Origin of the sequence: Variovorax sp. YR634 (genome assembly GCF_900106655.1) — a bacterium.
Taxonomy (GTDB): Bacteria; Pseudomonadota; Gammaproteobacteria; order Burkholderiales; family Burkholderiaceae_C; genus Variovorax.
The window spans coordinates 803,019-817,131 of sequence record NZ_FNOL01000001.1 but is presented as its reverse complement, the minus strand read 5'-3'; the positions used below and the strand labels follow the sequence as shown (position 1 = coordinate 817,131).

13 protein-coding genes are annotated in these 14,113 nt (G+C 66.7%); 1 reads left to right on the top strand and 12 read right to left on the bottom strand.

The window, feature by feature from the left end; genetic code table 11:
* Positions 1 to 21 precede the first annotated feature (21 nt).
* Genes BLV60_RS03805 through BLV60_RS03795 form a run of 3 tightly spaced genes read right to left on the bottom strand, consistent with a single transcriptional unit; the run spans position 22 to position 3,732 of the window.
* Positions 22 to 813 carry an FAD binding domain-containing protein gene (locus BLV60_RS03805; protein WP_093050039.1) on the bottom strand — a complete coding sequence of 264 codons (792 nt, stop codon included), beginning with the start codon at positions 811 to 813 and terminating at the stop codon, positions 22 to 24.
* 23 nt (positions 814 to 836) lie between these two features.
* A complete protein-coding gene (locus BLV60_RS03800; RefSeq protein ID WP_093050036.1) occupies positions 837 to 3,221 on the bottom strand; it encodes a xanthine dehydrogenase family protein molybdopterin-binding subunit in 2,385 nt (794 codons plus the stop codon).
* A gap of 13 nt (positions 3,222 to 3,234) precedes the next feature.
* Positions 3,235 to 3,732 carry a (2Fe-2S)-binding protein gene (locus BLV60_RS03795; RefSeq protein ID WP_093050034.1) on the bottom strand — a complete coding sequence of 166 codons (498 nt, stop codon included), beginning with the start codon at positions 3,730 to 3,732 and terminating at the stop codon, positions 3,235 to 3,237.
* A 178-nt stretch (positions 3,733 to 3,910) separates the two neighbouring features.
* Between BLV60_RS03795 and BLV60_RS03790 the strand changes: the two genes are divergently transcribed.
* Positions 3,911 to 5,056, top strand: a complete 1,146-nt coding sequence (locus BLV60_RS03790; RefSeq protein WP_093050031.1) for a helix-turn-helix domain-containing protein — start codon at positions 3,911 to 3,913, stop codon at positions 5,054 to 5,056.
* Positions 5,057 to 5,084: 28 nt separating this feature from the next.
* On the opposite strand, the gene BLV60_RS03785 is transcribed toward BLV60_RS03790, so the two are convergent.
* The 9 genes from BLV60_RS03785 to BLV60_RS03745 all read right to left on the bottom strand — a co-directional run bounded on the left by BLV60_RS03785 (position 5,085) and on the right by BLV60_RS03745 (position 13,980).
* Positions 5,085 to 5,462 (bottom strand): nuclear transport factor 2 family protein, encoded by a 378-nt coding sequence (locus BLV60_RS03785; RefSeq protein ID WP_093050028.1) that lies wholly within the window; start codon positions 5,460 to 5,462, stop codon positions 5,085 to 5,087.
* A 92-nt stretch (positions 5,463 to 5,554) separates the two neighbouring features.
* On the bottom strand, positions 5,555 to 7,048 hold the full coding sequence (locus BLV60_RS03780) for a M81 family metallopeptidase (protein WP_093050025.1): 1,494 nt from the start codon (positions 7,046 to 7,048) through the stop codon (positions 5,555 to 5,557).
* Positions 7,045 to 8,163 (bottom strand): ABC transporter substrate-binding protein, encoded by a 1,119-nt coding sequence (locus BLV60_RS03775; protein WP_093050022.1) that lies wholly within the window; start codon positions 8,161 to 8,163, stop codon positions 7,045 to 7,047. Before BLV60_RS03775 ends, BLV60_RS03780 begins: the two co-directional genes overlap by 4 nt.
* Positions 8,160 to 9,413 (bottom strand): Zn-dependent hydrolase, encoded by a 1,254-nt coding sequence (locus tag BLV60_RS03770; protein WP_093050019.1) that lies wholly within the window; start codon positions 9,411 to 9,413, stop codon positions 8,160 to 8,162. Before BLV60_RS03770 ends, BLV60_RS03775 begins: the two co-directional genes overlap by 4 nt.
* A gap of 34 nt (positions 9,414 to 9,447) precedes the next feature.
* Positions 9,448 to 10,161, bottom strand: a complete 714-nt coding sequence (locus BLV60_RS03765) for an ABC transporter ATP-binding protein (RefSeq protein ID WP_093050016.1) — start codon at positions 10,159 to 10,161, stop codon at positions 9,448 to 9,450.
* Positions 10,158 to 10,925, bottom strand: coding sequence for an ABC transporter ATP-binding protein (locus BLV60_RS03760; RefSeq protein WP_093050013.1), 768 nt, complete (start codon positions 10,923 to 10,925; stop codon positions 10,158 to 10,160). Before BLV60_RS03760 ends, BLV60_RS03765 begins: the two co-directional genes overlap by 4 nt.
* Positions 10,922 to 11,881 (bottom strand): branched-chain amino acid ABC transporter permease, encoded by a 960-nt coding sequence (locus BLV60_RS03755; protein WP_093050418.1) that lies wholly within the window; start codon positions 11,879 to 11,881, stop codon positions 10,922 to 10,924. The genes BLV60_RS03760 and BLV60_RS03755 overlap by 4 nt, the downstream gene beginning before the upstream one ends.
* Positions 11,882 to 11,889: 8 nt before the next feature.
* Positions 11,890 to 12,750 (bottom strand): branched-chain amino acid ABC transporter permease, encoded by an 861-nt coding sequence (locus BLV60_RS03750; RefSeq protein ID WP_093050009.1) that lies wholly within the window; start codon positions 12,748 to 12,750, stop codon positions 11,890 to 11,892.
* Positions 12,751 to 12,774: 24 nt separating this feature from the next.
* The gene (locus BLV60_RS03745) at positions 12,775 to 13,980 is read right to left on the bottom strand and encodes an ABC transporter substrate-binding protein (protein ID WP_093050006.1); all 1,206 of its coding nucleotides are present in this window, start codon (positions 13,978 to 13,980) and stop codon (positions 12,775 to 12,777) included.
* Positions 13,981 to 14,113 lie beyond the last annotated feature (133 nt).

Sequence of the window (14,113 nt, the reverse complement as noted above, 5' to 3'; positions counted from 1 at the left end):
CAATCGGCAGCCCCGGCCTCTTCAGCCCAGGGCCTTGGTGACGGCGCGTTGGGTCAGCACGCTGATCAGGTTCGCGCGGTACGCAGCCGACGCATGCAGGTCGCTGTTGAGATCGCTCGCGTCGATCTTCACCGCTGCAGCGGCGGCTGCGGTGAAGCTCTTGTTGAGCGCGTCTTCCAGCCCGGCATGGCGGAACACGCCGTTGCCCGCGCCGGTGATCGCCACGCGCACGCCGCTGTCGTATTGCGCAAGGAACACGCCGACCAGCGGAAAGTTCGACGCCTTCTGGCGCAGCTTTTCGTAGACGGCGCGCTTCGGAATGGGAAAGCGGATCGCGGTGATCAGCTCGTCTTCTTCCAGCGCCGTGGTGAACAGGCCCAGGAAGAAATCGTCGGCGGCAATCTCGCGCTTCGACGTGACCACGGTCGCGCCCGAGGCGAGCACCGCGCTGGGGTAGCACGCCGCCGGGTCGTTGTTGGCCACCGAGCCGCCGATGGTGCCCATCGCGCGCACCTGCCGGTCGCCGATACGCGAAGCCAGGTCGGCCAGCGCCGGGTAGGCGGCCTTCACGTCGGCGTTGTTCGCCACGTCGAGATGGCGCGACATGGCGCCGATGGTGATGGCGTTGCCGTTTTTCGTGATGCCGGTGAGCTCCTTGATGCCGCTGAGGTCCACCAGCTGTTCGGGCGCCGAGAGCCGCAGCTTCATCGAAGCCAGCAGGGTCTGCCCGCCCGCCAGCGGCTTGGCGCCGGCGGCAACGAGTTTGGCCGCATCGGCCACGGTGGCGGGCCGTTCGAGTGTGAAGGCATACATGGTGTGATTCCTTCTTCTTTGTTTTAGTGTTGGGCCACGGCCTGCATCGCTTCCCAGACGCGGCTGGGAGAGGCAGGCATATCGAAATCCTTGACGCCCAATGGCGCCAGCGCGTCGAGCACCGCATTGATCACGGCCGGCGGCGAGCCGATGGCCCCCGCCTCGCCGCAGCCCTTGGTGCCGAGCGGGTTGTGTGTGCACGGGGTGCACACGGTGTCGAGCTTGAATTGCGGAAAGTCGCCTGCTCGTGGCATGGCGTAGTCCATGAAGCTGCCGGTGAGCAGCTGGCCTGTCTCGTTGTCGTAGACGCAGTTTTCGAGCAGCGCCTGGCCGATGCCCTGCACCAGCCCGCCGTGCACCTGGCCCTCGACGATCATCGGGTTGATGATGGTGCCGAAGTCGTCCACTGCAGTGAAGCGGTCGACCTTGACTTCGCCGGTCTGCTTGTCGACTTCGACCTCGCAGATGTAGGTGCCGCCCGGAAAGGTGAAGTTGGTCGGGTCGTAGAAGGCGGTTTCGTTCAGGCCCGGCTCCAGCTTGTCGAGCGGGTAGTTGTGCGGCACGTAGGCCGTGAGCGCCACCTGGCCGAAGGGGATCTTCTTGTCGGTGCCCTTGACCGTGAACTCGCCGTTGGCGAACTCGATGTCGGCGTCGCTCGCCTCCATCAGGTGCGCGGCGATTTTCTTGGCCTTGGTCTCGATCTTGTCGAGCGCCTTCATGATGGCCGCGCCCCCCACCGAGATGGAGCGCGAACCGTAGGTGCCCATGCCGAAGGGCACGCGGCCGGTGTCGCCATGCACCACGTCGACATTCTCGACCGGAATGCCCAGCCGCGCCGCGACGACCTGTGCGAAGGTGGTTTCGTGGCCCTGCCCGTGGCTGTGCGAGCCGGTGAACACGGTCACGCTGCCGGTCGGGTGCACGCGGATCTCGCCGCATTCGAACAGGCCCGCCCGCGCGCCAAGCGCCCCGGCAATGTTCGACGGCGCAATACCGCAGGCCTCGATGTAGCTCGAGTAGCCGATGCCGCGCAGCTTGCCCTTGGCCTCGGTGGCCGACTTGCGCGCCGCGAAGCCATCGACCTCGGCCAGCACGCGGGCCTTGTCCATGCAGGCGTGGAAGTCGCCCGTGTCGTACTGCAACGCCACCGGCGTCTGGTACGGGAAGGTGCTGATGAAGTTGCGCTTGCGGATCTCGTCCTGCCCCAGCTTCATTTCCCAGGCGCAGCGCGACACCAGCCGCTCCAGCAGGTAGGTAGCCTCGGGCCGCCCCGCTCCGCGGTAGGCATCGACCGGCGCGGTGTTGGTGAACCAGGCGTCGACCTCCACGTAGATCTGCGGCGTGGTGTACTGGCCCGCCAGCAGCGTGGCGTAGAGGATGGTGGGCACCGCGGTCGAGAAGGTCGACAGGTAGGCGCCGAGGTTGGCGTCTGTATGCACGCGCAGCGCGAGGAACTTGCCGTCTTTGTCCATCGCCATTTCGGCGTGGCTCACATGGTCGCGGCCATGCGCGTCAGACAGGAAGCACTCCGAGCGTTCCGCCGTCCACTTGATGTTGCGGTTGAGCTGCTTGGCGGCCCAGGTCAGGCACACGTCTTCTGCATACAGGAAGATCTTGGAACCGAAGCCGCCGCCCACGTCGGGCGCTATCACCCGCACCTTGTGCTCTGGCAGGCCCAGCACGAAGGCCGTCATCAGCAGGCGCTCGACGTGCGGGTTCTGGTTGGACACGTAGAGCGTGTAGTCGTCGGTGCCCCGGCTGTAGCTGCCGATGGCCACGCGTGGCTCGATGGGGTTGGGAATCAGCCGGTTGTTGACCAGGTCTAGCTTGGTGACGTGCGCGGCATTGGCAAACACCGCATCGACCGCCGCCTTGTCGCCCAGCGCCCACTTGTAGCACTGGTTGTCGGGCGCCTCGTCGTGCAGCACCGCGCCGCCGGCCTTCTTCGCCGCGTCGGCCACGCTCACGAGCGCGGGCAGCACGTCGTAGTCGACCACCACCGCCTCGGCCGCGTTCTTGGCCTGCTCGACCGTCTCGGCCACGACCATCGCGACATGGTCGCCCACGTAGCGCACCTTCTTGATCGCGAGGATCGGGTGCATCGGCTCCTTCATCGGGGTGCCGTCGGGGTTGTTGATGAGCCAGCCGCAGGGCAGCCCGCCCATCTTTCCTTCGATGTCCTTGCCGCTGAAGATACCGATCACACCGGGCATCTTCAGTGCCTCGGCAATGTCGATCGACTTGATGGCGGCGTGGGCGTGCGGCGAGCGCACGAAGACTGCATGGCTCTGGTTGGCCAGCGTGATGTCGTCGGTGTAGTTGCCGGCGCCGGTCAGGAAGCGGTAGTCTTCCTTGCGCCGTAGCGCCTCGCCGATGTGCGGCAGGTTCGAGAAGTCGGAAGCACCCATGATGTCGCTCCCTTCATGCCGTTACGGTTGTCTTGACGGGAGTGCCCGAGGCCATTGCCTCGCCGCCCATCTTCACTGCCTTCACGATGTTCTGGTAGCCCGTGCAGCGGCACAGGTTGCCGTCGAGCAGTTCGCGGATTTCCGACTCGCTCGACTTGGGGTGGTGGGTGCACAGGTCGATGGCGCTCATGACCATGCCGGGGGTGCAGAAACCGCACTGCAGGCCGTGGCATTCCTTGAAGGCCGCCTGCATGGGGTGCATGGTGCCGTCAGCCTCGGCAATGCCCTCGATGGTGGTGATGTCCGCGCCGGCAGCCTGGGCTACCAGCACATTGCAAGATTTGACGGCCCGGCCATTCACGTGGACGGTGCAGGCACCGCACTGGGCGGTGTCGCAGCCAACGTGGGTACCGGTGAGATGGAGGTGCTCCCGGATGGCGTAGACGAGGAAGGTGTTGGGAGGAGCGTCGACCGTGACCTGACGGCCGTTGACCTTGAAAGCGACCTGCATTTGGCTGTCTCCGTTAAAGGTGATGGCTGTTTCAGCAAAAGCATCTTGGATGCCGACCTTTCGCACTATCCTAGGCAAAACCCTTGACACTTGCACAGACCGCGCGAAATTCTCAAAATGAAACAGCTTGCCGTCCGGCGAGCCAGGAAAAGCCGCCCCACACGCGCGAAAAACCACGATGCCCGTCTCTATCGTTTCGCCATCGCCTGAGCGTTCCCTGGCCATTGCCCAAGCCCGCCGCGAAGTGATCGAGGGCGAGTCGGCCGCCCGGGCGCGCGGCGCCGCCTGCGTCGATTCGTGGATCACCCGTTCCTGGCAGCGCTGCATCGAGGCCGGTCGCCGGCCCCAGCAGCGAGTCAGCTTCGACCCGGTGAGCCGCTCGGCCAGCCGCGACGTCGCCGAGCGCAACCGGGCATTGGTCTCGGCGGCCCGCCCGGTGATAGAGCGGCTGTCGCGCGCCATTGCCGACACCCGTTATTTCGCCGTACTGACCGATGCCGACGGCATCGTCATCGACGTGGGCAACCTGCCCGACGGCGCCGACGCCGCCAGCCGGTATGCACGCGACATCGGACGCGTCGGCGTCGACCTCTCTGAGCGCGCCATCGGCACCAGCGCCATCGGCACCGCACTGGCCGAGCAGGAATCGGTGTGGCTGCACCGTGGCGAGCATTTCTTCGACGACACCGGCGTCTACAGCTGCGCTGGCGCCCCGCTCTTCGGCCCCCGTGGCGACTGCATCGGCATGCTCGACCTGACCGGCGTGCAGGTGGTCGAACGACCCGAGCTGCGCCACCTGGCCACCCTGTCGGCGCGCAGCATCGAGAACATGCTGGTGATGCGCGAGCCCTGCGAACTGCTGCTGCATCTGGCGTGGCCCGGCAGCACGAACAGCGAGGCCACCGAGGGTCTGCTGTGCATCGACGCCACCGGCAGCGTCACGGGCGCCAACGCGGCGGCCCGGCAGATGCTGCACCAGCCGCTGCCGCGCAGCGAGCATGCATTGCACTTCAACGACCTGTTCGCGCTGCCGCTGCACATGATGTTCGACGCGGCCCGACGCGCCGACGCGGTGCTCGAAGTGCCGCTCTGGTCGGGCCTTCGAGTGCAGGTGCGACCCCAGCGCAGCAGCACCAGCGGCACGGCGGGCGCGCCTGCTCCCGACACCCGCCCGCGGCTGCGCGATGTGGAAACCGCGCTGATCCGCAAGGCAGTGGCCGATGCGCGCGGCAATGTGGCGGAAGCGGCGCGGGCCCTGGGCATCAGCCGGGCGACCGTCTACCGCAAGCTGTGGCGTGGACGGCCGGCCGGCGCGCCGGATTGAGCGCCCGCCGTTCAGCTTTCGTTCAGGCTCAGGCGCCGACCGGCACCTTGTCCAGAAAGCCCGTCACCGAACTGAGCTTGCCTGCATCGAGCCGCACGAAGTCGGTGCCCTGAATCAGGTCCTCCGCCCCGCTCGGCCCCAGCGTCCATGAGAAGCGCAAGTGGTCGCCATGCGCATCGGCCTTGCCCAGCAGGTTGAAGCGAAAGCCCGGGTAGCGCTGGTGCACCACGCCGACCAGCGCACTGATCTGCTCGTGCCCGCTGGCCTGCGTCATCGGGTCCACGTAGCGGGCGTTGGCCGTCCACTCGGCTTGGATCAGCGCGGCGCGGCGCGCGGCGTCGGTTTCGTTCCAGACGGCGATGTAGCGTTGGGCGATCGCGGTGGCATCGTGTGCGGCGGTGTTCATGATGACGATTCCTTTCGAGGGTTTCGACCCGCAACATCGCGGGGTGAAGGAATGGTCGCGTCGCACGCGATTCGCGTCGATGACGTCTCAGGTCATGCTGCAGCGTCCATCGAGGCGTTCGCATCCAACGGAAACACCGGCCGGCGCACCTTGCTGAACGGGAACAGGCTGTAGTCCGAACTGGTGACGCCAGGGCTGTCGCACTCCACCAGCGCGGCCGACAGCGGCTCGAACACCGGCCGGCAATACATGCGCGACTTGAGCAGCAGAAAGCGCTCGGTATGCGGATCGAGCCCCGCGCATTCGAAGACGCCGATGTCCCAAGGCTCCTGCGTGCGCTCGGTCACCACGATGCGTGCCGTGCCGATGTCGAACAGCACCGTGCGCCCCATGCTGCTGCGCTGGCCCGTGTAGGTGGGACCGGTAATGACGTACTCGCCGTCGCTGATGGTTCGCACGGTGCCCGTCAGGCGCACCGGCGTCTTCGAAAGGCCGATGCCTTCGAGCGAGACCTTGTTGCCGAGCGCCACCGTCACCTGCGCGCCCTCGCCCGCCTCGACCAGTTGCGCCACCGCTTCGGGGTCGCACAGCGGCCCGACGCCGATGCCGTGCAGCCCCTGCGCCAGCGCCTCCTGCAGAACGTCCATGGTGTCGCAGCTGCCGCCGGACATGCAGTTGTCGCCGTGGTCGAGCAACAGCACCGGGCGCGTCGCGCCCTCGGCAATCAGCTTCGCGCGCCCGATTGACTGCGCCAGCGGTTCGCTGCGGTAGATGAAGGCCTCGCGCTCGCTCCACATCTGCGCGGCGATGCGATCGGCCGTGGCCTGCGCGCGCTCGGGCGACTGCGCATCGACGACGATCACGCTCATGCACGGCGACTCGATGTCCGACAGCGAGAAGCCCGCGAGGATCGACACCGCGAGCGACTCCGACTTCTCGGCCTCGCGCGCCGCCTCGATGGCGCGCTGCATCGCGCCGGTGAACGACGCGCTGCGCAGCGTGTGCGCCATCAGCGGCAGCCGGTGCCAGCGCATTGCCGGCTTGCTGCGCCCGGCCAGCAGGTCGAACATCAGCCGGCCGGCGTGCTCGCCGGTTTCGTACATGTCGATGTGCGGATAGGTCTTGAAGCCGACGATCACGTCGGCGTTGCCGACCATCTCGGGCGTGACGTTGGCATGCAGGTCGAGCGCCACGCCGATGGGCACGCCCGGTGCCGCCGCGCGCAGGCGCACCAGCAGGTCACCTTCGCCGTCGGCGCTGTTCTGCGCCACCATCGCGCCGTGCAGGTCGAGCAGGATGGCATCGCAGCCCGCAGCCGCATCGACGATGCATTGCGTCAGCAGCGTGTAGGCCTGCGTGTCGACCGGCCCGCTCGGGTTGGCCGAGGCCGACACCGGCGTGACGAGTTCGGCGCCGGCCGCTTCGGCCAGGTCGATGAAGGCCGACATCGCCGTGCGCATGCCCTTGTTGTCACGGTAGGCCTGCTCGCCGAAGGTCGGCCCGTCGGGCCCGAAGGCCGCGAGCGGCGTGGGCACGGGCGAGAAGGTGTTGGTCTCGTGGTTGAGGCGCGCTATCAAGACTTTCATTGAGCAAACTTCCCGCCGCTTGCCAGCATCGTGATGTCGCCGAAATTCGAACCGTTGCGGTTGTCGGCCTTGAACGTCAGCATGTAGCCACCCAGGTTCATGGGCGGCGAAGTCTCGATGGTTCGCCTGAGCGATTCGGTGGTGATCGGCCCCTTGACGCGCTGCAGCGCTTCCGCAAACGCCTTGGCCGTGATGTAGCCCTCCAGGCCCAGGTAGGAGCCCTCGCCCTCGCTGCCCGCGCTCTTGCGCGCGCGCTGGTACTCGTCGACGATCGGGAAGCGGGTCTTCCAGAACGGCGGCATCACCTGCGACAGCACGATGCCGCGGCTCTTCTCGCCAAGCTCCTTGTAGAGCAGGAAAGAACTGGCCACCGAGTTCGTGTAGATCTGCGGATGAATCGGCGCAGCGACCAGCGCCCGGATCATGTTGATCGCCGGCATGCCCGCCGCAATGACGTATACGGCCTGCGCGCCGCTGGCAATGATCTGCTGCGCGGCGCGCGTCGGTTCCTTTTCCTGCGGGTCGAAGCGCAACGCCAGCACCTGGGACAGCCCGTTCTTCTGGAGCGCGTCTATCGCGTCCTTCTCGATGCCCTTGCCGTACGCATCGTCGCTGGAGACGATGGCGATACGCGTCAGGCCCACCGTCGCCAGGTGGGTCATCACGCGGCGCACTTCGTCGGCGTATGACTCGCGCACGTGATAGATCGGCACCTTCGGCCCGCGCAGCACCGCGGCACCGGTCAGCCCGCCGAAGATGAAGCTGTCGTATTTCGCCGCCACGGGCGCCATGGCCGCGCCGATACCCGTGCCCATGGTGCCGAAGAGGCAGACCACGCGGTCGGTGCCCAGCAGCTTCTCGGCGTTGGCCGCGGCCTTGTCGGCCGCATAGACATCGTCGTACGTGATCATCTTGACGGGCCGCCCGCCGATGCCACCGGCCTTGTTCAGCTGGTCGAACAACAGCGTCTGGCCTTCCATGAACGCGAGGCTGTTGGGTGCCAGCGGCCCCGTCAGTACCGCGGACTGCCCCACCAGGATGGGTTCGGCAGCGCCTGCCGGCACCACGGACCATGCGAGGGCAAGCGCCATCAGGGCGCGGCTCCACGCCTTCACGACACGACTCCCGCGCTTTGCAGCATGGCTTGCAGCAGCACGTTGCAGCCGGCTTCGAGATGGTCGGGCTGTGCGTCCTCGATCTCGTTGTGGCTGATGCCGTCGAGGCAAGGCACGAAGATCATGGCCGTGGGGCACACGCGTGCGAGGTACACCGCGTCGTGGCCCGCGCCGCTGATCACGTTCATCCAGGTCATGCCCTGCGCCTGCGCAGCTTCGCGCACTGCGGACACGAGCTTGGGCGTAAAAGGCTGCGGCTGGAAGTACACGACCTGCTCCACCGACATCTCGACCTTGCCCTTCGTGGCAATGCGCTGCACGGCTTCTTTCAGTGCGGCGTCCATGGCCGACAGCACCACGTCGTCGGCCGCGCGCAGGTCGACGCTGAGCTTCACGCGGCCCGGGATCACGTTGCGCGAGTTCGGGTAGTTGTCGATCCAGCCGACCGTGCCGCGCCCATGCGGCGCGTGGGCGAGCGCAATGCGGTTGACCTCGATCACGAGTTCGGAGGCGGCCAGCAGCGCGTCCTTGCGCAGTTCCATCGGCGTGGGGCCGGCATGGGCTTCCATGCCCTGCACCACCACGTCGTACCAGCGCTGGCCGAGAGCGCCCTCGACCACGCCGATCACACGCTCGTTGGCTTCGAGCACCGGGCCCTGCTCGATGTGCGCCTCGAAGTACGCGCCCACCGGCGATGTTGTTGCCGACGCGGGCGTGCTGCCCGCGTAGCCAATGGAGGCAAGCGCGTCGGACACGCTGACGCCGTCGTTGTCGCACTGCGCCAGTGCATGCTCGAGCGTGAATGCACCGGCGAACACGCCGGAGCCCATCATCACGGGCACGAAGCGCGAGCCTTCCTCGTTGGTCCACACCGCCACTTCGAGCGGCGCCTCGGTTTCGATCTTGGCGTCGTTCAGGCTTCGGATCACCTCCAGCCCCGCGAGCACGCCGTAGTTGCCGTCGAACTTGCCACCGGTGGGTTGCGTGTCGATGTGGCTGCCGGTGGTGACGGGCGGCAGCGCGTTGTTGCGGCCGGCGCGGCGCGCGAAGATGTTGCCGATGGCGTCCACGCGGACTTCGCAGCCCGCCTCGCGCACCCAGTGCACGAACAGGTCGCGGCCCTGGCGGTCGAGGTCGGTCAGCGCGATGCGGCAAACGCCGCCTTTCTCGGTGGCGCCGAGTTGCGCCAGTTCCATCAGCGAGTTCCAGAGCCGCTGGCCGTCGATGCGGAGTTCAGTGTGTGAGTTCATGGCTTTGCGATAGGGATGAGTGTTGCGGGAAGCCTCAAGCAAGGCCCACGCCCAGATAGCGGTCTTTCACTTCATGGTCGGCCATGAAGGCTGCGTTGCCGGCCTCGTGCACGATCACGCCCTGCTCCACGATGTAGTGGCGGTCGGCCAGCTGCACGCAGACTTCGAGGTTCTGCTCGACCAGCAGGATGGCCACGCCGGCCGCCTTGATGGTCTTCAGCTGCGCGACGATCTCCTCGACGATCACCGGCGCCAGGCCCTCGACGGGCTCGTCGAGGATCAGCAGGCGCGGGTGGTTCATGAGCGCGCGGCCAATGGCCAGCATCTGCTGCTCGCCACCCGAGAGCTGCCCGCCGCCGTTGCGCCGCCGCTCCTTCAGGCGCGGAAAGATGCGGTAGATGTCGGCAAGTTGCCAGGGCGATTCGCGCCGCAGGCCGAGCAGCAGGTTTTCTTCTACCGTCAGCAGCTTGAAGACGCCTCGGTGCTCCGGCACCAGGCACACGCCGCGCGTGGCGATGCGGTGCGGCGGCATGCCCGCGATATCGGCGCCCTGGAAGCGCACACGCCCGCTCGTGGGGGTGACCGCACCAGCAATGCTCTTGAGCGTGGTCGACTTGCCCGCGCCGTTGCGGCCCAGCAGCGTGACGAGCTCGGCCTCGCCCACGCGCATCGAGATTCCCTGCAGCACGTGGCTCTTGCCGTAGTGCGCATGGAGTTTTTCGACTTCGAGGATGTTCTGGCCGCTCATGCCTTGCCTCCGGTGATCATGTTGCCCAGATAGGCCGTGCGCACGCGCGCATCGGCACGGATGTCGCCCGGCAGTCCCTCGGCGAGCACGCGGCCCAGTTGCATCACGGTCACGGTGTCGGAAATGTCCATCACGATGTTCATGTTGTGCTCGATCAGCACCACGGTGTGCCGGTCGCGCAGGCTGCGAATGAGCTGCTTCATGTCGTCGAGGTCGTCGATGCCCATGCCCGAGGTCGGCTCGTCGAGGAAGATGGCCTTCGGCCTGGCGGCCAGCGCCATGCCCACTTCGAGGCGGCGCTGCTGGCCATGCGAAAGCTCGCTGGCCGGCGTGTTCGCCAGCCGTTCGAGCCCGACGCGCTGCAGCACCTCGTCCACCGTCTGCGTGCAGGCCAGTTCGCCAACCGGCGCGCGCCAGCAGTTCATGGCCTGGCGCGGCGAAACGCCCTGCGCCGCCACGCGCAGGTTCTCGCGCACCGACAGGCTGAGGAACAGCGCCGTGACCTGGAACGAGCGCGCCATGCCGCGCTGCACGCGCCGGTGGTCGGGCTCGCGCGTAACGTCGTGGCCATCGAACAGGATGCGTCCGCCAGTGGTCGTGCCGGTGCCCGTGAGCATGTGGAACAGCGTGGTCTTGCCCGCGCCGTTGGGACCGATCACCGAATGCACGGTGTTGCGCCTGATCTTCAGGTCGACCCCGCCGAGCGCGGCGAACTTGCCGTAGTGCTTGGTGACGCCAATGGCTTCGATGAGAACGTCGCTCATGCCTTCTCCCCTTGCGCGGCAGGCGCGTTTGGAGCCGGTGGCATCCGCCGGAAGATGCGTTTCCAGATGCCCTCGCCCAGCCCCCAGAGCCCGCGCTGCATGCCGATGCTCACGCCGATCAGCAGCAGCCCAAGCAGCAGCAGCCAGCGCGGCCACAGCGTGGAGAGCCAGTCGGCCAGCAGCACATAGAAGGCCGAGCCCAACACCGAGGCAAACAGGTTGCCGGTGCCGCCGATCACGGTGATGACCAGGATCATCTCGCTCGTGTGGTACTCGGCGTTCGACAGCGGCGCGATGCCGGTCATCATGGCGTGCAGCCCGCCCGCCAGGCCGGTGACGGCACCCGAGATCATGAAGGCCAGCAGCTTGAAGCGCTTGAGGTCGTAGCCCACGGCGGCGGCCCGGTCCTCGTTGTCGCGGATGGCGAGCAGCGTGCGGCCGAAGATCGAATCGGTCACGCGCAGCAGCAGGCCGAAGGCGATCAGGAAGATCACCGCGACGAAGGCGTAGTACTTCCACGGCGTGTCCATGAAGCCGGGGCGCGGCACGTCGAGCAGGCCGTTGTCGCCGCCCGTGAGGTCGGTCGCGGTGTAGGCAATGAAATAGAACATCTGCGCGAAGGCCAGCGTGAGCATCACGAAGTAGGTGCCGCGCTGGCGGATGGCAACCCAGCCGACCACCGCCGCGCCGATCGCACCCATGGCCATGGCCGCGAGCAATGCGAGCGGCATGGGCAGGTGCAGGCGCGTGAGCAGAATCGCGATGGTGTAGCTGCCCAGCCCGAAGAAGATGCCCTGCCCGAAGGACAGCAGCCCCGTGTAGCCCAGCAGCAGGTTGCAGCCCAGCGCTGCCAGCGCGTAGATGAGCACTTCGCTCGCGAGCGAGCCCGAGCTCAGCACCAGCGGCAGGCCCAGCGCGGCGATCAGCGCCAGGAGGAATGTGATTTTTCTCGGCATGGCGTCGTTCATCCTTTGCGGCCGAGCAGGCCATGCGGGCGCAGCAGCAGCACGGCTGCCATCGCGATGTAGATCATCAGACTCGCCCCCGGCGGCCAGATGGTGCTCATGAGGCTTTGAACGATGCCGATCACCAGCCCGCCCACGAGCGCGCCGCCAAAGCTGCCGAGCCCGCCGATCACCACCACCACGAAGGCCACGCTCAGCGCCTCGACGCCCATGAAAGGCTCCGCACCCCGAATCGGCGCGGCCAGCACCCCGGCCAGCGCAGCAGTGGCCGCGCCAAGCGCAAACACCAGGCTGAACACGCGGAACACGTTGATGCCGAGCAGCGACACCATCTCGGTCGATTCGCTGCCCGCGCGCACCGCGCTGCCCAGGCGCGTGCCTTCGAGCACCCACCACAGCAGCACCGCGAGCACGGCGGTGAAGCCGATCACGAACAGCCGGTACTTGGGATAGACGAAGGCGCCCCACATGACCACACCCTGCAGCAGGTCGGGCGTGGCCACGCTGTTGCCCAGCGGGCCCCAGAACACGATCACGATCTCCTGCACCGCGAGCGCGAGGCCCACCGTCACGAGGATGTGGAATTCGTGCGCCTTGGCATACACGCGGCGCAGCAGCAGCTTCTCGGCCAGCCAGCCCAGCGCGCCGACGGCGAGCGGCACCACGAGCAGCGCGACCCAGAAGTTCAGGCCCCACTGCATGGCCTGGTAGCACAGGTAGGCACCCAGCAGATAGAAAGCCCCGTGCGCGAAGTTCACGAAGCGCAGCAGGCCGAACACGATGGACAAGCCAACGGCCAGCAGGAAATACAGCATGCCGATGCCGATTCCGTTGATGGTCTGGAGCAGGTAGACGGACATGGGCGCGTCGGTGTCCTTGCGTGCTCAGGCCAGCTTGCAGCCGGTCTTGTCGACGGGCAGGAACGACTTGCCCGAACTCACCACATCGACGTAGTCGGCAGCGTCCTTCATCTTCGACTTCGCCTTGCCCTTGAGCAGGTAGTAGTCCTTGATGACCTGGTGGTCGGCCTTGCGGATTTCCTCGGTGCCGGTGAGGCCGTCGAACTTCATGCCTTCGAGCGCGGCAATCACCGCCTTCTGGTCCACGGTGCCGGCCTTCACGATGCCATCGATCAGGATCTTGGTGCAGACGTACGAGCCGGCGAGGCTGTAGTTGGGCACGATCTTGAGCTTGTCGGCGGTGCGCTTCACCAGGTCCTTGTTGAGCGTGGTGTCGGCCGTGTGCCAGTACTGCGCGCCGAAGTAGACGCCGTCGCACAGGTCGGCGCCCAGCTCGTCGAACTGCTCCAGCCCCGAGGCCCAGGCCATGAGGATCGTCATGTTCTTGTGCATGCCGAAGCTCACCGCCTGGCGCAGCGCGGCGGACGACTGCGCACCGAAGTTCAGCAGCAGCAGCACGTCGGGCTTGGCGGCCATGGCGTTGGTGAGGTAGCCGCTGAATTCCTTCTCGTTGAGCGAGTGGTAGCTGTTGCCCACGTGCTCGATGCCCTTCTCCTGGAAGATGTTCTTGGCCGCGCTCAGCAGGCCGTCGCCGAACACGTACTGCGGCGTGATCGTGTACCAGCGCTTGGCCTTCGGCATCGAGGCGATCAGCGGGCGCACCGTCTGCTCGATGGCGCCGAAGGTGGGCACCGACCAGCGGAAGGTGGCGGGGTTGCAGTCCTTGCCGGTGATTTCATCGGCGCCGGCGGTGGTGATGAACAGGCCGCCGGCCTTCTCGGCCTCCTTGCCCATGGCCAGCGCTTCCGACGAGAGGATGCCGCCCGCGAAGAACTTCGCGCCCTGCTGCTGCGAGGCTTCCTGCACCTTGCGCACCGCGGTGGCCGGCTTGCCTTCGGTGTCGAGCACCGTGTAGGCCAGCGGACGCTTCAGCACGCTGCCGTACTGCTCGATGGCCAGCTTCATGCCCAGGTCGGCGAACTTGCCATTGGCTGCGAAGGCACCCGACATCGGGACCGGGCAGCCGAAGCGGATCGCGTCCGCCGACTGGGCAAAGGCGGCGCGGCCGCCCAGGAGCGAAGCGGGGGCAGCCGACAGGGCGGCCAGCTGAAGAAGATGTCTGCGTTGCATGAGTTCTCCGGTCGTGGTGGGAAGTAAGGGAAAGGTGGTGCCTGCGATCGCTGGCGAATTTAAGCGGATAAATCGGATTAATATGCTGGTAAAAACCCGCTAGCAATCCTTGTGCCCAAAACCAGACCGCCCC